Origin of the sequence: Microbacterium helvum (genome assembly GCF_014779795.1) — a bacterium.
Lineage (GTDB): Bacteria > Actinomycetota > Actinomycetes > Actinomycetales > Microbacteriaceae > Microbacterium > Microbacterium helvum.
In genome coordinates this window covers 241,115-260,974 of sequence record NZ_JACXZS010000004.1, presented here as the reverse complement: position 1 = coordinate 260,974, position 19,860 = coordinate 241,115, and the positions used below count along the sequence as shown (strand labels likewise).

General features: G+C 70.3%; 25 protein-coding genes. 16 read left to right on the top strand and 9 right to left on the bottom strand.

Annotated features, from left to right (window positions below; translation table 11 throughout):
• From IF188_RS08285 to IF188_RS08255, 7 genes are all read left to right on the top strand, one after another.
• A complete protein-coding gene (locus IF188_RS08285; RefSeq protein ID WP_191171303.1) occupies positions 1 to 678 on the top strand; it encodes a hypothetical protein in 678 nt (225 codons plus the stop codon).
• Positions 675 to 1,796 (top strand): AAA family ATPase, encoded by a 1,122-nt coding sequence (locus IF188_RS08280; RefSeq protein WP_191171302.1) that lies wholly within the window; start codon positions 675 to 677, stop codon positions 1,794 to 1,796. The genes IF188_RS08285 and IF188_RS08280 overlap by 4 nt, the downstream gene beginning before the upstream one ends.
• 251 nt (positions 1,797 to 2,047) lie before the next feature.
• On the top strand, positions 2,048 to 2,260 hold the full coding sequence (locus IF188_RS08275) for an AP2/ERF family transcription factor (protein ID WP_191171301.1): 213 nt from the start codon (positions 2,048 to 2,050) through the stop codon (positions 2,258 to 2,260).
• On the top strand, positions 2,257 to 2,541 hold the full coding sequence (locus IF188_RS08270; RefSeq protein WP_191171300.1) for a hypothetical protein: 285 nt from the start codon (positions 2,257 to 2,259) through the stop codon (positions 2,539 to 2,541). The genes IF188_RS08275 and IF188_RS08270 overlap by 4 nt, the downstream gene beginning before the upstream one ends.
• Positions 2,538 to 2,723, top strand: coding sequence for a hypothetical protein (locus IF188_RS08265; RefSeq protein WP_191171299.1), 186 nt, complete (start codon positions 2,538 to 2,540; stop codon positions 2,721 to 2,723). Before IF188_RS08270 ends, IF188_RS08265 begins: the two co-directional genes overlap by 4 nt.
• Positions 2,720 to 3,124: a hypothetical protein gene (locus IF188_RS08260; protein ID WP_191171298.1), complete on the top strand. Its 405-nt coding sequence runs from the start codon at positions 2,720 to 2,722 to the stop codon at positions 3,122 to 3,124. Before IF188_RS08265 ends, IF188_RS08260 begins: the two co-directional genes overlap by 4 nt.
• On the top strand, positions 3,121 to 4,125 hold the full coding sequence (locus IF188_RS08255; RefSeq protein ID WP_191171297.1) for a hypothetical protein: 1,005 nt from the start codon (positions 3,121 to 3,123) through the stop codon (positions 4,123 to 4,125). The genes IF188_RS08260 and IF188_RS08255 overlap by 4 nt, the downstream gene beginning before the upstream one ends.
• Before the next feature lie 44 nt (positions 4,126 to 4,169).
• Here the strand turns inward: IF188_RS08255 and IF188_RS08250 are convergent, their stop codons facing one another.
• Positions 4,170 to 4,607: a hypothetical protein gene (locus IF188_RS08250; protein WP_191171296.1), complete on the bottom strand. Its 438-nt coding sequence runs from the start codon at positions 4,605 to 4,607 to the stop codon at positions 4,170 to 4,172.
• Positions 4,608 to 4,695: 88 nt separating this feature from the next.
• Between IF188_RS08250 and IF188_RS08245 the strand changes: the two genes are divergently transcribed.
• Positions 4,696 to 5,244: a hypothetical protein gene (locus tag IF188_RS08245; protein ID WP_191171295.1), complete on the top strand. Its 549-nt coding sequence runs from the start codon at positions 4,696 to 4,698 to the stop codon at positions 5,242 to 5,244.
• Positions 5,245 to 5,629: 385 nt separating this feature from the next.
• Here IF188_RS08245 and IF188_RS08240 read toward each other — a convergent pair whose 3' ends face one another.
• Genes IF188_RS08240 through IF188_RS08225 form a run of 4 tightly spaced genes read right to left on the bottom strand, consistent with a single transcriptional unit; the run spans position 5,630 to position 8,754 of the window.
• Entirely contained in the window at positions 5,630 to 5,797 is a 168-nt protein-coding gene (locus IF188_RS08240) for a hypothetical protein (protein ID WP_191171294.1), read from the bottom strand.
• Positions 5,798 to 5,825: 28 nt separating this feature from the next.
• Positions 5,826 to 6,752 (bottom strand): type II secretion system F family protein, encoded by a 927-nt coding sequence (locus IF188_RS08235; protein ID WP_191171293.1) that lies wholly within the window; start codon positions 6,750 to 6,752, stop codon positions 5,826 to 5,828.
• A complete protein-coding gene (locus IF188_RS08230; protein WP_191171292.1) occupies positions 6,749 to 7,609 on the bottom strand; it encodes a type II secretion system F family protein in 861 nt (286 codons plus the stop codon). Before IF188_RS08230 ends, IF188_RS08235 begins: the two co-directional genes overlap by 4 nt.
• Entirely contained in the window at positions 7,606 to 8,754 is a 1,149-nt protein-coding gene (locus IF188_RS08225; RefSeq protein ID WP_191171291.1) for a CpaF family protein, read from the bottom strand. The genes IF188_RS08230 and IF188_RS08225 overlap by 4 nt, the downstream gene beginning before the upstream one ends.
• 108 nt (positions 8,755 to 8,862) lie before the next feature.
• Here IF188_RS08225 and IF188_RS08220 point away from each other — a divergent pair, with 108 nt between their 5' ends.
• Positions 8,863 to 9,069: a PLDc N-terminal domain-containing protein gene (locus IF188_RS08220; protein WP_191171290.1), complete on the top strand. Its 207-nt coding sequence runs from the start codon at positions 8,863 to 8,865 to the stop codon at positions 9,067 to 9,069.
• Position 9,070: 1 nt separating this feature from the next.
• Here the strand turns inward: IF188_RS08220 and IF188_RS20525 are convergent, their stop codons facing one another.
• Positions 9,071 to 9,631: a LuxR C-terminal-related transcriptional regulator gene (locus IF188_RS20525; RefSeq protein ID WP_191171289.1), complete on the bottom strand. Its 561-nt coding sequence runs from the start codon at positions 9,629 to 9,631 to the stop codon at positions 9,071 to 9,073.
• Between the two features lie 188 nt (positions 9,632 to 9,819).
• Between IF188_RS20525 and IF188_RS08210 the strand changes: the two genes are divergently transcribed.
• On the top strand, positions 9,820 to 11,694 hold the full coding sequence (locus tag IF188_RS08210) for a hemagglutinin (protein WP_191171288.1): 1,875 nt from the start codon (positions 9,820 to 9,822) through the stop codon (positions 11,692 to 11,694).
• Between the two features lie 167 nt (positions 11,695 to 11,861).
• Here IF188_RS08210 and IF188_RS08205 read toward each other — a convergent pair whose 3' ends face one another.
• Positions 11,862 to 12,254: a tautomerase family protein gene (locus IF188_RS08205; RefSeq protein ID WP_191171287.1), complete on the bottom strand. Its 393-nt coding sequence runs from the start codon at positions 12,252 to 12,254 to the stop codon at positions 11,862 to 11,864.
• A gap of 242 nt (positions 12,255 to 12,496) precedes the next feature.
• On the opposite strand from IF188_RS08205, the gene IF188_RS08200 reads away from it, so the two are divergent.
• Positions 12,497 to 13,300: a serine protein kinase RIO gene (locus IF188_RS08200; protein WP_318152836.1), complete on the top strand. Its 804-nt coding sequence runs from the start codon at positions 12,497 to 12,499 to the stop codon at positions 13,298 to 13,300.
• Positions 13,301 to 13,346: 46 nt separating this feature from the next.
• Here the strand turns inward: IF188_RS08200 and IF188_RS08195 are convergent, their stop codons facing one another.
• Entirely contained in the window at positions 13,347 to 14,165 is an 819-nt protein-coding gene (locus IF188_RS08195; RefSeq protein WP_396652750.1) for a LacI family DNA-binding transcriptional regulator, read from the bottom strand.
• Positions 14,166 to 14,207: 42 nt separating this feature from the next.
• Here IF188_RS08195 and IF188_RS08190 point away from each other — a divergent pair, with 42 nt between their 5' ends.
• Entirely contained in the window at positions 14,208 to 14,696 is a 489-nt protein-coding gene (locus IF188_RS08190; protein ID WP_191171285.1) for a helix-turn-helix domain-containing protein, read from the top strand.
• Between the two features lie 6 nt (positions 14,697 to 14,702).
• Here IF188_RS08190 and IF188_RS08185 read toward each other — a convergent pair whose 3' ends face one another.
• Complete coding sequence (locus IF188_RS08185; protein ID WP_191171284.1) at positions 14,703 to 15,986, bottom strand: MFS transporter; 1,284 nt, start codon at positions 15,984 to 15,986, stop codon at positions 14,703 to 14,705.
• A gap of 25 nt (positions 15,987 to 16,011) precedes the next feature.
• On the opposite strand from IF188_RS08185, the gene prfB reads away from it, so the two are divergent.
• The 4 genes from prfB to smpB all read left to right on the top strand — a co-directional run bounded on the left by prfB (position 16,012) and on the right by smpB (position 19,840).
• A complete protein-coding gene (gene prfB, locus IF188_RS08180; RefSeq protein ID WP_191171283.1) occupies positions 16,012 to 17,124 on the top strand; it encodes a peptide chain release factor 2 in 1,113 nt (370 codons plus the stop codon).
• A 91-nt stretch (positions 17,125 to 17,215) separates the two neighbouring features.
• Entirely contained in the window at positions 17,216 to 18,361 is a 1,146-nt protein-coding gene (ftsE, locus tag IF188_RS08175) for a cell division ATP-binding protein FtsE (RefSeq protein WP_191171282.1), read from the top strand.
• Complete coding sequence (ftsX, locus tag IF188_RS08170; protein ID WP_191171281.1) at positions 18,358 to 19,272, top strand: permease-like cell division protein FtsX; 915 nt, start codon at positions 18,358 to 18,360, stop codon at positions 19,270 to 19,272. The genes ftsE and ftsX overlap by 4 nt, the downstream gene beginning before the upstream one ends.
• Positions 19,273 to 19,363: 91 nt before the next feature.
• Positions 19,364 to 19,840: an SsrA-binding protein SmpB gene (smpB, locus tag IF188_RS08165; protein ID WP_191171280.1), complete on the top strand. Its 477-nt coding sequence runs from the start codon at positions 19,364 to 19,366 to the stop codon at positions 19,838 to 19,840.
• Positions 19,841 to 19,860: the final 20 nt, after the last annotated feature.

The window sequence follows — 19,860 nt, the reverse complement described above, 5'->3', positions numbered from 1 at the left end:
ATGCCCGCCAACGAAGAGACCCCGACGCGAACGCCGGGGCCCTCCATCAACGTCGTGAGTCTAGCCCGCGACATCGCTCTCGCGGCGGCCGCGGATGCCGAGCGCGACCGCGAGGACGAAGCCCTGCACGCCCGCGAGGCCGAGCTGTTCCCCGATCTGGACCACGACGGATGCGTGGACGTCCGGTCGCTCTGCGCCCGGCAGCGCCGCGAGCGGGATGCCGCACACCTCCGCGGGCAGACCGTCGTCGAGTATCGACTGGCCAGCGTGCTCGCATGGCGAGCAAGGGTCGAGCGCGTCGGCGGGGCACTCGACGCCAACCTCGTGAGCTACACGCGCGCCCTGGCCGCCGACATGGCGCGATGGGTCGAGCCGACCTTCGACCAGATCGACGAGGTGCTCGCCGGGATGCCCGAGCTGGTCGTGGATAGCGCATCGTTGCCGACCGTGGATGAAGGGTCAAGAGAGACCGCCCGCGCCCTCGTGCGCGCCGGCGAGACCGTCGCGAAGGCGCCACTGCGCAAGCAGGGCGAGCTGCTCGCGTGGGCCGCGCGGAAGGCGGGTACGGCGGCGATCCGTGCCGGCTGGAACCGCGACGACGTCATCGACGCCCTGCTGCGCTTCGCTCCCCAACTGGACGAGGCGTATGCCCGCCGCACGATCGGGGATGCACTGTGAGCGCCGACGCGATCATCGGCCTCGGCACGATGACCCACGACGAGAAGGTCGGTGAGCGCGCCGAACAGATCTCGATCGAGCGCGAAGCGCGGGCCCGCGCCGACGAGCAGGCGGCACGATCCTTCGACCTGACCGCGGCGGCCACGCGCATGGTGACCGGCGGCGGCTATGTCCTGGACGTTCCGGACCACGCTGCAGCGATCTGGGGTGACGACGAGCGCGTGGCATGGGCCGAGGGCGAGTCGTGCATGATCTACAGTCCGCCCGGCACCGGCAAGACCACGTTGGCGGGGCTGCTGCTGCGAGGCCGACTCGGGCTCGAGTCCGCGGTGCTCGGGATGCCGATGCACGCCGGTCACCGGCGTGTGCTGTACCTCGCGATGGACCGTCCCCAGCAGATTGCCCGAGCCCTTCGTAGGCAGTTCAGTGCCGAGGATCGGGCGGTGCTCGACGAGCGACTTACAGTCTGGCGCGGACCCCTGCCCGCTGACCTCGGATCGCATCCGACGCTGCTGCTGGATCTCGCCCGGGCGGCCGACGCCGACACGATCGTCGTGGACTCGCTCAAGGATGCCGCCGCCCGGCTGGCCGAGGACGAGGGTGGCCGCCAGTACAACCTCGCCCGGCAGCACGCGATCGCCGAGGGGGTCGAGCTGTTGGAGCTCCACCACGCGCGCAAGGCCACGGCCGACGGGCGGAAGGGGCTCTCGCTGGACGATGTGTACGGATCCACCTGGATCACCTCGGGCGCAGGATCCGTCATCGCGATCATCGGTGAGCCAGGCGACACCTCCGTCGAGATCCGCGGAGTGAAGACCGCCCGAGGCGACGTCGGGCCCATGCGCGTGACGGTCGACCGGGAGGCCGGCACCATGTTCGCCGACACCGTGCCGAGCGTCGTGGACGTGCTGCGCGGGCAGGGCGCCCTGCTGGCCAAGGTCATCTCGCAGTTGGTCCATGGGCGCGACTCCGTCTCCAACGCCGAGGTGGCCCGCACCCGCCGCGAGTTGGAGAAGCTCTCCACGGCCGGCGTCGTCGAGCGCATGCCGATCACCGCGACCGGCGGCGGTGTCGACCGCATCGCCTACCGCCTCGCCGAACCGCTGGAAGGGCTGTGATGAACACCTTCGACCGGGGTACAGAAAAGCACGCACGCGAGCACGCACGCCGTACCCCGAATATTCCGACGCACGCGAGCACGCACGCTGACGCACGCAGTCGGCCAGAACCGCGGAATTCCGCTGTACGCGACCACGTACGCACCATGCACGACCGACCGGACAGCCATGCACGCACGCAAAACCCCGTCTCTAGAGACGGGGTAGCGCGTGCGAGGTGGGCCCCGAACGCACATCGAAAGGACGAGAACATGACCACGACCAAGCGGCCGTATCGCAACGTGAGGCGCTCGCATGGCGGCGACCGATGGGAAGCGATCGCGCCCCGCAACGGCACCTCGCACTACATCGGCACCTTCGACACACCGGAGGAAGCCAAGCGCGCGTCGCTGATCGCGCAGGCCGAGCACCTAGAGGCGAAGGCTGCGGCCTACCGCATCGAAGCCGAGGAGATCGCCCGATGAACACCAACGACCGTGCCGCCCGCATCGCGGCGCACCGCTCCCACATCGACGACGCGATCGTCGCCCGCGTCGAAGCCGCGATCGCGAAGGACGCCGAGTCGGGGATCTTCGACCGGCTCGCGTCGGCAAGCTGGCCTGAGGCTCGCCGTGTGCTGCACGCCCGTCTCCGGCGAGCGCTGCTCGACGCCGGGCTCGGAGGCGGCGACTCTGGTCTCGCCCGCGTCGACGTCGCTGTGAAGCGCGCGCTGGACGCCTACGAGGCCGGGCTGGTGGCGTCATGACCGGCCCCGCGGTCGTGCTGTCCGCCTGGACCGCGGCCGCGCTCGCGGTGTCTGCCGGGATGACCGAGGACGAGGTAGTCGAGTCGTGCGAGTTCATGGTCGCGGCGGGAGACCTGACGCGCATCGAGTGTGGCGGCATGGTCGCGTACGCGCCCGCGACCGAACTGCAGGTGACGACGTGAACGCCGCGGATGCGGTGTGGGCGGCGGCGGGAGATCTGGATCTCGTGCCGACGGATGACCTGTTCGCCGACATGCCCGAGCCGGCGCGTTCGTGGATGCTCGCGTGGGCCCGCACGCCGCATGAGGGCTGCGAGCACGCCCAAGGGCAGGTGCTCTACGCCATTGCAGGGGCGCGACGGGCGCTGTGCGCCTCGTGCGCGGCCGAGAACCGCATCGACCTCATCACGAGCCATTGCGGCCGCTGCGGGGCGCTCACAGGGGCGCAGGCCGATCCGGGCAGCCTGTTCGCGGCGTTCGCGCTCGCCGCTGACGAGGTGCCCGGCGGGCTGCTGTGCTTCGCGGCGGTCTGCTCGCGATGCCTGACCAACGACACGACCACCGATGAAGGGACCAGACCATGACCACCACGACGACCACTGACAAGACCTCGCGCCTGGCCGCCGCACGCGCCTACATCGAGCGCGTACGCGCCGAGCGTGAGGCCGCCGCCGAGAAGCGCAAGCGGAAACTGCCCGCCGCGATCTGCCGCGTGTGCGGCACCAACGTGCCGGCCGGCACGGGCACGCGCGGCGACGATCCGAACCGGCGCCCCGACGCCATGAAGCACGCCCCTCAACTGGCCGAGATCGAGAAGCTCGGACCCCTCGTCGACTTCTGGCGCCGTACCTGCGACGACTGCACCGCCGCCGACGCCGCGGGTGAGCTCGAGGCGCGTGCGGTGTCGACGGCAGTGGGGTTCCCCGTCGCGATCTCCGACGCGCTCGCCGTCGTCGGACTCATGCGCCGGACGAACCCGGTGACCGGCGTCGTCACCGGCATGTTCCCCACCGCTGAGGTGTCCGGCCGCTGGTCGGGACGACCGTGGGGACACCTGACGCCCGAGGACCGCAAGAGCATCCGCGCGACTCTCGACGACGTCGTGGGCGACACCCTGCCCAAGCGCCACAAGAGCGGCGCCTGCGGGCTGTGTGGCGCCCGTGCGGCGCTGGTGTGGTGGGTCGGTCCGTCGAGCCTGCGCTGGCCCGGCAGTGACGCGACCGTGCACATCTGCGACACCTGCGCCGAGGTCTGGAACCGTCGCGGCGGTCCCGACGACGGCGACGACCTCCGTCGCGTCGTGGTGGAGCTCGCCACTGGCTACGCGGTCCCCTTCGGGCTGCGCGCTCCCGAAGGTGTGCGTCCGTTCGCGGCATCCGCGGCCGCCGACCCTGAGGGGCTCGACGAGCCGTGGACGTTCAGCGTCGGCATCCGCGATCTGCAGCGCGAGATCTGGACGGCGCGCCCCGAGGTCGCGCCCGCCGCGATGCGCGAGCAGGCGGAGGCGTGGCACCGCGAGGAGGAGGCCGAGCGGGCCGAGGCATCCCGCGCCGAGGCCGAGGCAGCGCAGGCCGCGGGCTGGTGAGAGACCGGGCGGGCGGAGGTGTTGAAACGTGGCTCCGCTCGCCCTCACTCGTCGACCACGTCGGCGTCGACGACGTCGGCCTCGATCGCGAGAATGTCGTACTCCGTGAGTTCCTCGACCCCGCGAGCGCGCAGTACCTCCGTCACCAAAGCCTCGTACTGCTCTTCCGTCGGGGTGACCTCGAACCTCGTCGGCGCGTCCAGTCCGTCGAGCTGCGCGGCACGCTGCGCCACCGCGACGGCCGCGCGCACCGCGCCGGGCTTGCCCGCCTCGACGTCACGAGTCGCCAGCGGCCAGAGGTACTCGAGCCGGTCCCGCCACATCGACCGAAGCTCCCCCATCTCCGGCCGGGGCAGCGTCCCGACGTAGCGCCGAACCGCGCGCATGGCGTTCTGAGGGTTCGCGTAGCCCACGGCCCGCGCGATCTCGTCCCAGGTCGCTCCCCGTATGCGCATGGCGTAGGCGTCCGCGATCTTCTGCATCGCGTGCGCGTAGGACTTGCGGGGAGTCGTTGCCCCACTCTGCTGTGTCACTGGTGTGTCCATACCCCCGAAAGGTACCCCTGATTCCATGTCCGAAACCCGCTATCGCACCTGGCCGGAGATCGTGTCGAACGTCGCTCCCGACGACCGGCTCGCCACGGTCGAACGCCTCATCGGCGACGGAGATCTCGACCCCGCCGAGGCCTGCCTCGCGCTGTCCTCGCTGTGGAAGCGCACCGACTACCCGCTGCGTGAGCGCACCGTCGACCGGTGGATCGCGTTGTGGAGCTCGCTCCCCGCGTTCGCGGTGTCCGGACGCCTGGACGAAGCCGCCCGCCCCCGCCAGAGCATGACGCTCTACCGGGGCGCCGCACGCCGGGGCGAGGCGGCCGGCATGAGCTGGACCCCGCTGCGCCTGGTCGCGTCGATGTACGCGGGGCGCGTGGGCGGGAACGTCTATGCCGCGACCGTCGACCCCGTCGCGATGCTCGCAGCGATCGACCGCACCGCGTACGCGTGGCAAGAGATCGTCTGCGACCCCCGAGCCCTCGCGCCCTACGTGATCAGCGACCACGACGCCGAGCACCCCGAGACCCACCGGCAGGACCTGGCCGCCTTCGCCGCCGCGACCCGGTAGGCGAGCGCCACGTTCCCCGTGCGCCTGCGTGACCAGTCACGTGACCAATGACGTGGCGTGTCATGTGACGCGTCACGTGACTGGTCACGAGGAGCGTCGGCGCCGCATCGCGGCCCCGCGTGGCGCCGGCGCCCGTCCGGCATCGGCAGCAGAACAAAACCGGCACCGTGAGAGCCTCACCGGGGGTCGCAGGTCCGCGAGCCAAAGAACCTTAGGGTACTGGGTGCCCTATCCCCGATCTTGCGAGGTAGGGCATATGCAACGTGTGGGCATGCTGTGCCGGCCACGCCGCCCCTGACGAAACCGCCAGGGTAGGGGGTGCCTCGGGCCCACGGCCGACGCGAACGGGCGTCTACGAGGCGCGTGGGGCTCGCGAAGCTGGACGCTACGCCGCCAGTCGGGACAAGGGATTGAGGGTGAAATACACCCGCTCGCGTACTGCAGTCAGTCCTGCGGTCATCAACGTGATGAGCACCCAGCCGGGCACATCGCCGCGTTCATCGTCGGCCAGGTCGTTCGCGGCCACGTGCAGTCGCGCCACGAGGCGCAGCATCCGTTCTTTCATCATCACCTTTCTGGGTTCAGCCGAGTCCGAGACGCAGCATGAAGATGCCGGGGAACACCGCGAACAGCACGCTCAGCGGCAGGATGAGGAAGACGAGCGGGAAGAGCATGTAGATCTCTTTGCGGCCCGCCCGCTCGATGAGGGTGCGCTTGGCGTCTTCGCGCGCGTCGAGAGCCTGCGCCTGCAGGACGTGGGCGAGCGGGGCGCCGCGTTCGATCGCCGCCACGAGCTGATCGACCGATCGGGTGAGCGACGGGATCTCGAGTCCGGCGGCGAGGCGAGCGAGCGACTCGGACAGCGGCGAACCGGTGCCGACGGCCACGACGACGCCGCGCAGCTCGGTCGTGAGCTCGCCGGCGCCCACCTCGCTGACGCGACGAAGGGAGTCCAAGATGCCCTCGCCGGCCGACAGGCACAGCGACAGGAACTCCAGCACGGTGGGAAGCTCCTCTGCGATGCGCGCTGCTCGGGCCTTCGCGGCGCGCGTGAGCCAGGCGTCGTAGGCGAGAGCTCCGGCCACCGCGGTCACCGGTGGCAGCAGTCCCAGTGCGGCAGATCCCCGCCCGGCCAGCACGAGCCCCACCACGATCACGCCGCCTGCGGCCAGCCCGGTGATCGCCCATGCGAGCTGCCGCACGCGGAAGCGGGCTGGGTCGATGGTCCAGCCTGCGCGATGCAGCCGCTGCCCGAGGGCGGCGTCGCCGCCGGCGAACCGAGCCCACCTCGCGCGGAGCATCGTCGCCCAGCTCACCCCGACCGGCGGTCCGGCGGTCACGTCGAGACCTCGCGCGTCGGTCACGTCGCGGATGTACGGGGCGATGCGGCGGGCGAGGCTCGGCGCTCCCCATCGCGGTGCGAGCGAGACGAGCAGGCAGACGCCGACGCCGAGCGATGTCCCCAGCACGACGGCGTACGCGAGGTCGCCGGCGGTGAACGCCATCATCCGAACCACCTCCGTGGCTCAGGCAGGCGGCCGAGGCGGAGCATCAGGCGGTACGCGACGAACGAGACCGCCGCGCCGACCAGGATGAGTGCGATGCCCGCAGGGCTGCCGTAGGCGCTCGCGCCCTCCGGACGCATCGCCAGAAGCGCGAGGATCACCCACGGTGCGACGACTCCGAGGATCGCAGCGCCGCGGATCCAGGACTGCCGCGACTCGACCTCAGCGCGCAGCGCGGCGTCGGCCCGCACGGACGAGGCCAGTGCTCGCAGCACCGCGGTCAGCTCGGTGCCGCCCACCTGTCGCGCCATGCGGAGCGTCTCGACGATGCGGTCGGCCACCGGGTCGGCGAGATTCGCCTTGAGCCGGAGGATGCTGGAATCGAAGTGTCCCGAGGCCGCCATGTCACGTGCGAACGCAGCGAAGGCCGGACGAAGCTCCGCGGGCGCGGACTCGGCCAGGCTCGACACGGCATCGGGGAGTGACATCCCCGCACGCACGGAGGCGATCAGCAGGTCGCAGACGTCCGGCCAGAGTCCGCGCCGCGTGCGCAGCAGCCGCGAGCACCGCGCGCGCAGCCACGCGAAGGGCGCCACGGCTCCGGCGGCCCCGGCCACGACGGCGAGCGCGGCGACCGGCGCGACGAGCCATGCGATCGCGGCGCAGACGACGGCGCACACTCCCGCGCCGATCACGAGCGACGGCGGCGAGAATCGTGCCATTCCGGCGTCTTCGAGAAGCCGGACGATGCGGCCCCGGTGCGTCGGGGCGGCCGTGGGCGTGCGGCCGGCCGGCCAGAGCCAGGGCGACAGCGTGAGGAGCAGTCCCGCCGCGAGCACGGCGCCCCAGACGAAGGTCATGCCTCGTCCGCCCGGTACAGCGTGCGTGCGGCGATCACGCCGCCGGCGACGCCCGCGGGCGCCACGATCTCGACGACACGCCGGTGCCCGCTCGCGTCGCGCTCGCAGTGCGCGACGAGGTCGACAGATGTCGCGACCGCGGGCAGCACGAACGCCGAGTCGATGTTCCGGCCCGCGAGAAGCGGCAGCGCCGCGAGCTTGCCGAGCGCCTCGCGTGCCGAGTTGGCGTGGATCGTCGCGGCACCGGGAACCCCGGTGTTGAGGGCGAGGAGCAGATCGAGCGCCTCGGCATCCCGCACCTCGCCGACGACGAGCCGGTCGGGCCGCATGCGCAGCGCTTCTTTGACGAGGCGGCGCAGGGTGACCTCGCCGGTGCCTTCGAGGCTGGGCTGGCGTCCCTGCAGCGACACGAGGTCAGGCGCCGCGACTGCGAGCTCGAACGTCTCTTCCACCGTCACGATGCGGTGCTCGGGTGGGCACGCGGCGATCAGTGCGCCCAGCAGCGTGGTCTTTCCGGCGTGGGTGGCGCCCGACACGAGGACGGAGCGCCCGTCGATCATCGCGTCGCGCAGCAGCGCCGCTGCCGCGGGCGCGAGCGAGCCGACGGCGACGAGACGCCCGAGGTCGCGGAACGCGGGCAGGAACTTGCGGATGTTCACCGCCCAGTGCCGTCTCGTGATGTCGGGTATCACCACGTGAAGACGTGATCCGTCCGGGAGCGAGGCGTCGACGAAGGGCTGGCTCAGGTCGACCCTGCGTCCGCTGGATTGCAGCATCCGCTCGACGAGGTCGCGGACCGCCGAATCGGTCAGCGTCAGCGGGGTGCGCTCGGCCAGCCCGCCCCGGGCGACGAAGATGCGGTCGGGCGCGTTGATCCACAGCTCTTCGATCGTGGGATCGTCGAGGTAGGCCTGCAGCGGGCCGTAGCCGGCCACGACGGCGAGCACATCGCGCACACAGGCGGCTTCGTCGTCGACGGTCGCGAGGCCCCGCGCCAGCGCGTAGTCGTTGTGACGGCGGACTTCATGGCGCGCGATCTGCGCGGCGAACTCGGGGTCGCGCGTCGGGTCGGACCGTTCGGCACGAAGCCGCTCGCGCACCCGCTCTGCCACGAGCGTGGCCACGGATGCGGTCGAGACTGTCACCGGAGCATCCTCGCAAGAAACGCCGATCGGCCCGGAAAGTTATCCACAGACGTGCGTGTCGTGGGGCCGCGGAGCAGGATGTAAGGAGCAACGGACGAAGGGGCGACCATGGCGAAGAAGGAGATCACTCCGGCGGCGCAGGCAGGACTGGGGCTGGCGGGGATCGTGCAGGTGGTGTTCGCGTTCCTCGCGTTCTGGGATCTCGCGCACCGCGGCGCCGACGAGGTGCGGGGGCCGAAGGCCGCGTGGATCCCCGCGATCCTCGTCAACTGGATCGGACCGGCCAGCTACTTCCTGTTCGGCATCCGCCGCTGACTCACGCCGACCCTCCGGTCGCCGCTCGTGCGGCGAGGGCCACCGCCTCCATGCGCGAGTGGACGCCGAGCTTGGCGAGCAGGTTCTGCATGTGCGCGCCCACGGTCTTGATGCTGATGCCCATCGCCGTCGCCACCTGCTTCTGCGTCAGTCCCTCTGTCGTGAGGGCGAGAACCTCGCGCTCACGCTGGCTGAGCGACGACAGGCGCCGCAGGTCGGCGGTGGCGTTGCGGGCCGGCTTGGTGCGTTCGATCAGCCGGCGCACGCGCGCCAGGAACTCCTCGGCGGCCATCGTCTCGGCGGCGTAGTCGTCGGCCCCCACCAGCAGACCCGCGACGACGTCGGCGGGCGTCACGCGCTCGGCCGACACGAGCACCGCGGGCATGTCGGGTCCGTACCGGTCGCGGAGCTCGCGGAGGAACCCGCAGCCTCCGTCCTCGACCTCCAGGATGGCGACAGCCGGTGCCGTCGCGTTGAGTGCGGCTGCGGCATCCACTGATCTTCCGAAGGCGATGGACGGCAGCCCGAGCCGACGCAGCAGGGCCACGTAATCGGCCCTCACATGATCTCCGGCGACCACCAACGCGAATGCTTCTTCGGTGCCCACGATTCCCTCCCCGAAATCGCGTGCCTCGCTGGGACGGGCGCCCTAGGGAGTTTCCCCCAACCCCCTGCGCATACACCCGATGGTCGCGTCCCCACGCGGTTCCTAGCCTAGGGCCAGCAATGGCCTGGGGAAAGGGGAAAGCCATGCGTGTACAACGGCGGCGAGCAGGGATCGCCGCAGCGATCGTGAGCTGTCTGGTGGCAGCGACGATCATCGGCACAGCGACGTCGGCATCCGCGGTGGTGCTCGGCGGCTTCAACATCGACGGAGCCGTCCCCGACGCGGGGACGACGTCATACAGCGATCCGAACGGCAATGTGAAGGAGCTCGGACCCGTCAACGCGAGCACGACCAAGATCGGCGTCATCCACAACGACGTCCCGCCCACGTTGGACCTGACGAACCCGAATGCGCAGGTCGACCTCAACACCGCGTGGCTGTCTGCCAGCCGCATCGGCGGCAAGGACTACCTCTACTTCGCGTGGGCGCGCGACAAGGAGACCGGCAGCGGCTTCATCGCGTACGAGTTCATGAAGAACGCGGCGCCGGCGGCGTGCGCGTACGACACGGCGACGCAGGCGCAGCTGATCGCCGGCTGCAACCCGTGGGCCAACCGGCAGGCGGGCGACTTCCTGATCCTGTGGGACCAGCAGGGCAGCAGCACGACACTGTATGTCCGCAAGTGGTCGGGCACGGCTCCGAATCTGGTGCTCGGGCCGGCGACGGTCCTCGTGGCCGGCACTTACTCGGCCCTGTTCAGTCCCGACGGGTTCCGCGGTGAGGCCGCGATCAACCTCACCGACAACGGGATGGGCTCCGACGGGTCGTGTCTCGCGTTCGCCAACGTGATTCCGAGCACGGTGACGGGCAACTCCGACACCGCAGACTACAAGGACACGATCCTGCGCAAGATCTCGCTCAGCAGCTGCACGTCCAAGACCGAGACGGTCGCGTCGACCGCCGCGGGCACGCCGCTCGGCTCTTCGGTCTCGATCGGCACCGGTGTCGTCGAGGTGAAGGATGTCGCGACGGTGACCGCGGTCGGCGGCAACTCGATCCCGACCGGCGACGTGACGTTCTCGCTGTGCAAGACGAATGCGGGAGCGTGCATCGCCGGGACGAACACCGAGATCGGCAAGGTTGCGCTCAGCAACGGCGCCGCCACGTCGCCGTCAGCCTGGGTGACCTCCGTGGGCACGTACTGCTGGCATGCCGTGTACAGCGGCAGCGTCGCGCAGAACATCCCGGGGTCGAGCGACGACGGCACGAACGAGTGCTTCGAGGTCACTCCGGTGACACCGACGCTGTCGACGACCGCGAGCGACGACGTCGTGCTCGGCAACCCGGTGAGCGACTCGGCCAGCCTGGGCGGGACGGCGACCAAGCCGACCGCGAACATCATCGAGACCGCAGCGCCGCAGAACCTGACGCCCGCCGACGGCACGATCACGTTCACGGCGTACGGTCCTGCCGATGACGACTGCAACGGGACGCCGGCATTCACGTCCAGCGCGATCCCCGTGAGCGGCAACGGCACGTACGGCAGCGGCTCGTTCACGCCGACGGCTGCCGGGACCTACCACTGGGTCGCCACGTACAGCGGGTCGTCGCCGAACACCAGCGGTCTGACGCACAACGCAGCCTGCAACGACGGCAACGAGGACGTGACGGTCACCTCCGTCCCGTCCAAGATGTTCACCACGCAGTCCTGGGTGCCCAACGACACCGTGACGGTGTCGGCGAGCGCGGGCGGCGACATGGCGGGCACGGCGACGTTCCAGCTCTACAAGGGCCTGACGTGCGACGGCACACTGCTGTACACGTCTGACCCCGTGACAGTCGCGGGCCCGTCGCCGCAGGCGGTGTCGTCGGCCAACACCGTTGCGGTAGCCGCGGGGGACTACTCGTGGAAGGTGTCGTATGACAGCACCAACCCGGCCCAGCGTGACATCGCGCCGAGCTGCCACGAGTCGTCGTCGCTGACGGTGACGGACGGAGGCCTCATCGTCGGTCAGTAGAATCCCGTTCCCCGTACGGGATGCGGCGGCCGCGGGCGATGCCCGCGGCCGCCGTCACGCGCACAGGCGATCGGCTCAGAAGCCGACGGTGTCAGACCGCGACGGTGTCAGACCGTGACGGTGTCAGACGCGACGGCTCAGACGGCGACGGTGCCAGACGCGACGGCTCAGACGGCGACGGTGAAGCCGAGCCCGGACTCCTCGGCGGCCTCGCCCGAGAGGCCCCAGTTCTCGAAGGTGCTCTCGCGCAGCAGGATCGAGACCTTCTCGCGCGGCATGCCGAGCGGTTCGAGGCGCTCGACGATCCCGCGATACAGCGCCTGCTTCGCCTGGAGCGACCGGCCGGGGAAGCAGTCGATCGTGACCCGCGTGTAGCCGTCGGCCTCGCCGGGCAGTGGTCCGTCGACCATGCGATGCGGCGGGTACGACAGCAGCCGGCTGAAGCGATCCTCGTCGGGGATCTTGAACGCCTGCACCAGCGCGGCGTGGACGGCATCGATGATGGCGACTTCCTGCTCGGGCGTGTAGGCCCGGCGGACTTCGATGAGCACACTCGGCATGCGCCAACGATAGGGGGTGTCGCGCTCGCTGTGCGTCGAGGAGGGGATGGATGCGGCACCGCGGGCTGGGCTAGAGTGGGGCGGTCGGCGCCCCAGGCGCCCCGGAAACGGAAGGAGGTCGTGTGATGGCTGTCTTCGTCGAGCCCCAGATCCCCTTCCTTTCCCCCGAGGTCGCCCGCACCCGTTGAGCGTCGGCGGCCTCCTGTTCTGGAGTCCATCCGATGTCTTCTGCACGCTTCGACGTGTCTTCCGCAATCCTCTCGCCGGACCTCGAGCCCGGCCCTGATCAGCGCTGGTCCACGTGGCCGGCCTCCCCGCCCACGCAGCGGGGCCCGCTTCCGCATCCGCAGTGGGTCGTCACGGCGGCCGGGGCGTTCGATACCGAGCTGGGTGTCGTCAAGACCGGCAAGGAGGCCGACGTCCACCTCATCGAGCGCGCGGTGCCGGGCACCCCCGGTGTGCTGCTCGCCGCCAAGCGCTATCGCAACGCGCATCACAGCGATTTCCATCGATCCGGCGCGTACGAAGAGGGACGGACGATGCGCAACACCCGTGACGCCCGCGCCGTGCAGCGCAAGACGGCCTACGGTCGTTCGGTCGCGGCCGGGCACTGGGCGGCGAGCGAGTTCGAGGCGCTGTGCCGTGCGTGGCGCGCGGGCGTGCCGGTGCCTTACCCGGTCCAGGTGAGCGACACCGAGGTGCTCATGGAGTTCGTCGGCGAGGGCCGGACGGCCGCTCCGCGTCTGGCTCAGAGCCGGCGTCACGGCGAAGAGCTGCGTGGCGCGTTCGACCAGGTCGTCGGCATCCTCGAGGCGTTCGCCAGGGCGGGATTCGCTCATGGCGACCTCTCGCCGTACAACCTGCTCGACCAGGACGGGCGGATCGTCGTGATCGACCTGCCGCAGATCGTCGATGTCGCGGCGAACCCGCAGGGGCTCGACTTCCTGTACCGCGATGTGGTCAACGTGTCGACGTGGTTCGCGCGTCGCGGTCTCGAGCACGACCCCGAGGAGGTGTTCGCAGACCTCGTCGCCATGCTGTGGTGATCGGATGGCGGGAGGTGGATGCTGCTTCTCTCCGCACGCCGTCGGTTCAGGTGGACTCGCGCACGTTGAGGGTCGGTGTGAGCTGGATCCGCTGCGACGGGGCGAGATCGCCCTGCTCGAGCCGGGCCAGGCACGCTTCGAGCGCTCGCCTGCCCACGGCGAGTTTCGGCGGTGCGATCGCGGTGAGCGGCACCGTGGCGAAGGACGCGATCTCGTCGTCGTACGCGACGATCGCGAAATCCTCCGGCACGCGCAGTCGGCGGCCCTCTGCGATCCCGAGGAGGCTCACGGCGAGGTCGTCGGGAAGCACCACGGCGGCGCGGATGCCGGCGGCCAGGCAGTCGTCGAGGAACCCGCGCAGCACGTCTGAGGTGGAGCCGTCGCCCCACCTCAGCGACGGGGCGAACACGACCGGGGCGTCGGTCATGCCGTGACGGCGCGTGGCGCGCCGGTGTCCGTCAGCCACCCAGGGGGCGGTCGCGGTCTCGCGCAGCAGCAGTCCCACCCCGCGATGGCCGCGCTCGGCCAGGTGATCGACGGCGAGTTCGGCGCCGAAGCCGTGATCCGATCGCACGGAATCGACGCGCAGCGTCGTGGGCGCGCCGTCGGCGGAGCGCTCCACCAGGACGACGGGCGTGCGGATGCCGGCGATCGCCTGCCACGTCGTGACGTCGTCCACGCCGGGCCGCGCCGTCACGAGCATGATGGCGTCGGCGCCACCGGCGTCCAGCCGCGCCAGCTGGTGGATCTCTTCGCGCGGGTCGTAGTTCGTGGTGCCGAGCACGATGCGGATGCCGGCAGCGCGCGCGGCCTCGCCGACGCCGCGGATGACGGGCGGGAAGTAGTAGGCGGCGTCCGGCACGATCAGGCCGATCGTGGCGACCGGTCGCGAGGCCGATCCGATCCGGTGGGCGGCGTCCGGTACCGCGTGATCGTCGAGAGCGGCGTCCTCGAACGACCCGGCTTCCTGCAGCTCGCTCAGGAGAGCGCGGCCGTGGGGGAGGACATCCGGGTGCTGCCGACGCTGCCGACGCGGATGTTCATCGGCGACGACCGCATGGCGCTGGTGCCGATGCACTCCCAGGACGACGATCGCGGCTTCGGCGCCCTGCTCATCCACCCGAGCGGCATGCTCGACCTCATCATGGCGATCTTCGAGGAGTTCTGGTCGGCGGCCACGCAGTTCCTCACCCGTGCCGACGGCGATCCGCGCGTCGACGCCGACCGAGAGCTGCTGAAGCTGCTGCTGCTCGGACTGACGGATGCCGCGGCCGCCGCGCAGCTGGGCATCTCGCTGCGCACCGCCCAGCGCCGGATCGCCGAGCTCATGCAGCGCGCGGGGGTCACGACCCGCATCCAGCTGGGGGCGGAGGCCGTACGGCGCTCGTGGGTATGAGCTCAGTCAGGCGCTGGCTCGCGGCACGTAGCGCGGCACCCAGCGGATGAAGGCGAGGGCGCCGAGGAGCCCGATCCCGCCCATCACACCCGTCGCGACCGCCAGCGAGGCGATCGCCGCGAGTCCCGACACGATGAGGGGGGCGATCGCGCCGCCCGCGTCGGTGAGCGTGCGCCACGACCCGAGGAACGCGGCGGGATCCGACTTCGGTGCCACGTCGGCGCCGAGGGTGAGCAGGATGCCGCTCGACAGGCCGTTCCCGACTCCGAGCACCGCCGCGAACATCGCGAACCACATGGCCGCCTGCGGCAGATCGTGCGTCAACGAGAGCGCGATGAAGCCCGCGCCCATGAGGATCATGGCCGGAAGCGCCGCCCACAACCGGCCGAACCGGTCCATCACCTGGCCGCTCGCATAGAACAGGGCGAAGTCGATCGCGCCCGAGATGCCGACCACGAGCGCGATCGTCTGCGCATCGAGTCCGATCGACACGCCCCAGAGCGGCAGAACCACCTGGCGCGCCGAGCGGACCGCGGAGAGGGATGCCGCCGCCAGGCCGAGCGTCGAGAGCACGCGCCGATGGCGCCACATGGTGCGGATCACGCCGGTGCGCTCCGAGGTCGGGATGGAGCCGGTCACGGGCTCGCCGGTGTCCTCGGTCAGATCGGATGCCGCGCGCGGGGCCGCAGGCGCCGGCAGCTGCTTCTCGGGGTCGGGACCGAAGAGCACCAGCAGGACCGTGGCGACGAGGCATCCACCGAAGAACCAGATCGTGGCATGCTCGTCGCCGAACACGGCCAGAAGCCCCGCGGCGATGAACGGGCCGACGAACATGCCGAGGCGGAACGTGCCGCCCAGCAGCGACAGGGCGCGGGCTCGGAACGACAGCGGCACGCGCGTGGTCATGAACGAGTGACGCGCCAGACCGAACGCCGCGGCGCAGAAGCCGATCAGGAAGACCGCGATCGCGAACACGCCCAGCGACGGGGCCAGCGCCATGCCGACGATCCCGGCGAGCGAGATGACGCCCGCGATCGCCATCGTGAGGCGCTCGCCGATGCGGGCCACCGCCCAGCCCGCGGGCAGGTTGCCGCACAGCTGTCCGACGACGAGCGCGGACGCGACGAGCGCCGCCGTCGCCACGTCGGCGCCGAGCTGCGCCGCGATGACCGGAATGAGCGGGATCACCGCGCCCTCGCCCAGGGCGAACAGTACGGTAGGGCCGTAGACCATCGGCCCGAACCGCCACAGCACGTCCCGTGCGGTGGGGGAGCCGGCGCGTTCACTCATCGCTTCCACGTTAGTCTGGAGTGTCATGCTCGACTTCGATCCCTCCGCCGATATCCAGGCCCTGCGCTCCACGTTCGCCGACATCAAGGCCGTGGTCGACGTCGAGGCACTCACCGCCGACATCGCCCGTCTCAGCGACGAGGCCGGTGCCCCCGACCTCTGGGACGACGTCGACAAGGCGCAGAAGGTGACCAGCGCCCTGAGCCACCGCCAGGCCGAGCTCAAGCGCGTCACCGATGTCGAGCAGCGCCTCGACGACCTCGACGTCCTCGTCGAGCTCGCCAACGAGATGGACGACGAGGACTCCGCAGAAGAGGCGCGCCGTGAGATCGCCGAGCTCGAAGACATCATCAGCCAGCTCGAGGTGCAGACGCTCCTCGACGGCGAGTATGACGACCGCTCAGCGGTCGTCACCATCCGCTCGGGGGCCGGCGGCGACGACGCCACCGACTTCGCCGAGATGCTGATGCGCATGTACCTGCGCTGGGCAGAGCGCCACAAGTACCCCGTCAAGGTGATGGACACGTCGTACGCCGAGGGTGCCGGCATCAAGTCGGCCACATTCCAGGTCGACGCACCGTACGCCTACGGCACGTTGTCGGTCGAGGCGGGCACGCACCGCCTGGCCCGCATCAGCCCGTTCGGCTCGGCCGACAAGCGCCAGACGAGCTTCGCCGCTGTCGAGGTCATCCCCGTCATGGAAGAGGCGCAAGAGGTCGAGGTGCCCGAGGGTGACATCCGCGTCGACGTGTTCCGCTCGTCCGGCCCGGGCGGTCAGTCGGTCAACACGACGGACTCCGCCGTGCGCATCACGCACATCCCGACCGGCATCGTGGTGTCGATGCAGAACGAGAAGTCGCAGATCCAGAACCGCGCGGCCGCGATGCGCGTGCTGCAGACCCGGCTCATGCTGCTGCAGCGCGAGGAGGAAGCGGCCAAGAAGAAGGAGCTGGCGGGCGTCATCACCGCGAGCTGGGGCGACCAGATGCGCTCGTACTTCCTCTACGGCCAGCAGCTCGTGAAGGACCTGCGCACCGGCCACGAGGTCGGCAACCCGGCCGTGGTCTTCGACGGCGACCTCGACGGCTTCATCTCCGCCGGTATCCGCTGGCGCAAGCGCAAGGACGACGACGACTGATCCCGTTCCCCGACCCTGCCGAAGGGTGGATGCCGCGGCCCTGAGTGTCGCTGGGCGCTCGGGCAGGGCATCCGCTTAGGCTGACACAGCCATGATCCGGTTCGAGAACGTCACGAAACGCTATCGCGGCACCGCGAAGCCCGCCCTGACCGACGTCGACTTCGAGGTGCTCCGCGGCGAGTTCGTCTTCCTCGTCGGCGCCTCGGGGTCGGGCAAATCGACGTGCCTGCGCATGATCCTCCGCGAAGAGACTCCCAGCGAGGGGCGGGTCGTCGTCCTCGGCCGCGACCTCCGGACGCTCTCGAACCGCAAGGTGCCGTACTTCCGGCGCCACGTGGGTGCGGTGTTCCAGGACTTCCGGCTGCTGCCGACCAAGACGGTGTTCCAGAACGTCGCGTTCACGCTGCAGGTGATCGGGTCCTCGCGCGGGTTCATCCAGCAGGCCGTGCCCGAGGTGCTCGCACTCGTCGGTCTCGCGGGCAAAGAGAAGCGGTTCCCGCACGAGCTGTCCGGTGGTGAGCAGCAGCGCGTGGCGATCGCCCGCGCGCTGGCTAACCGCCCGCAGATCCTGCTCGCCGACGAGCCGACCGGAAACCTCGACCCGGCCACGTCGGTCGACATCATGCAGCTGCTCGCGCGCATCAACGCCGGTGGCACGACGGTCGTCATGGCCACGCACGAGGCCGGCTTCGTCGATCAGATGCAGCGCCGCGTGATCGAGCTGAGCCACGGCGAGATGGTGCGCGACGAGCGCCACGGCGGTTACGGCGACACCTCGAGCCTGCCGAGCCTGGCGCCCGAACCCGAGCGCGGCGCAGCCGCGGTCGCCGCACTGACCGCCGTGCTCGGGGTTCAGCGAGAGGCCGCGATCGCCGCCGCGGCGGGCCTCGACCCCACGATCGTGCCCGACGACGAGGACGATGCTGCCGGTGCCGAAGAGCCGGACGCCGCCGCCCCCACGCCGTCGGTCGCGCCGGCGTCGCGCGCACCGATCGCGCCCGCCGCCTCGGCCCAGCCGACGGCACCCGCGCCGGAGGCCCGTACACCGGAGCCGGATGCCGGTGCCGACGAGGATGCGGCGGACGCGGCATCCACCCCGGCGAAGCCGTCGACGGCGCAGCCCCCGACGATCCCGGTCGAACTCGCCGACATCGATGTCGAAGAGCTGGGACTCGCGGACCGCCTCGGTCTGGGCCGCGACGACGCGGACGGCGACGAAGTGGGGCCGACGTCATGAGGTTCGGGCTGATCCTGTCGGAGGCGCTGTCGGGCCTGCGCCGCAATCTGTCGATGGTCGTGTCGGTCGTGCTGGTGACGTTCGTCTCGCTGACCTTCGTGGGCGCCGCGATCCTCATGCAGATGCAGATCGCGACGATGCGGGACTTCTGGGTGGAACGCGCGCAGGTCGCGGTGTACATGTGCACGAACATCTCGACCGCGGCCACCTGCGTGAACGGCGAGGCGACGCCCGAGCAGGTCGACGAGGTGAAGGCGAAGCTCGAGGGCAGTGCGCTGGCGCCGCTCATCCGCGAGATGGTGTTCCTGAACCACGAGCAGGCGTATCAGGAGTACGTCGACCTGGCCGGGGAAGACAACGCGAGCGTCATCACGCCGGACCAGGTGAACGAGACGTTCCGTATCACGCTCGTCGATCCGTCGCAGTCGGACGTGCTCCTCGAGGCGTTCAGCGGCACCCAGGGCGTCGAAGACGTCAAGGACCAGATGCAGTACCTCGATCCGCTCTTCTCGGCGCTCACGATCGCGACCTACATCGCGGTCGGCATCGCGGCGCTCATGCTCATCGCCGCCGTGCTGCTGATCGCGACGACGATCCGGCTGTCGGCCTACGCGCGTCGACGAGAGCTCGGCATCATGCGCCTGGTCGGAGCATCCAATCGGTTCATCCAGACGCCGTTCATCCTCGAGGGCGTGTTCGCGGCGCTGCTGGGATCGCTGCTCGCGAGCGGGGCGGTGCTCGCCGGGGTGTACTTCGGCGTCGACAAGTACCTGCGCAATCGCGTCGACTTCGTCACGACGTGGGTGGACCTCGGCGACGCCTGGCTGGTCGTCCCGGTCCTGATCCTCGTGGGCGTGGCACTGGCGGCGCTGTCCGCAGGCTTCGCGATCCGGCGCTGGCTGCGCGCGTGAGTCGCCCGGGCTTCGTCGAAGGGTAGACTGACAGGCTGCCGTGCACCCGGTGCGGCATGCTTCGACAAGCTCAGCAACCGTAGGAGACGCCATGCCCAGGGAACGCGGGGAGAAGGTCGTGGCGACCAATCGTCGCGCACGCCACGAGTACGCGATCGAGAAGACGTACGAGGCGGGCCTCGTGCTCACCGGCACCGAGGTGAAGTCGCTGCGCGAAGGCCGTGCGAACCTGTCGGACGGCTATGCCTACATCGACAACGGCGAGGCGTTCCTCGATGCCGTGCACATCCCGGAGTACTCGCAGGGGCATTGGACGAATCACTCGTCCAAGCGCACGCGCAAGCTGCTGCTGCACAAGGAAGAGATCGTCAAGCTCTCGCATGCCATCTCGGCGGGCGGGTACACGCTGATCCCGCTGAAGCTGTACTTCTCCGACGGACGCGCGAAGGTCGAGATCGCGGTCGCGAAGGGCAAGCGCGAGTACGAGAAGCGCCAGACCATCCGAGAGCGCGAAGACAAGCGCGAGGCCGAGCGCGCGATGCGCAGTCGCAATCGCCTGGGCGAGTAGCCCCGGCTTCGCCGAGTGGA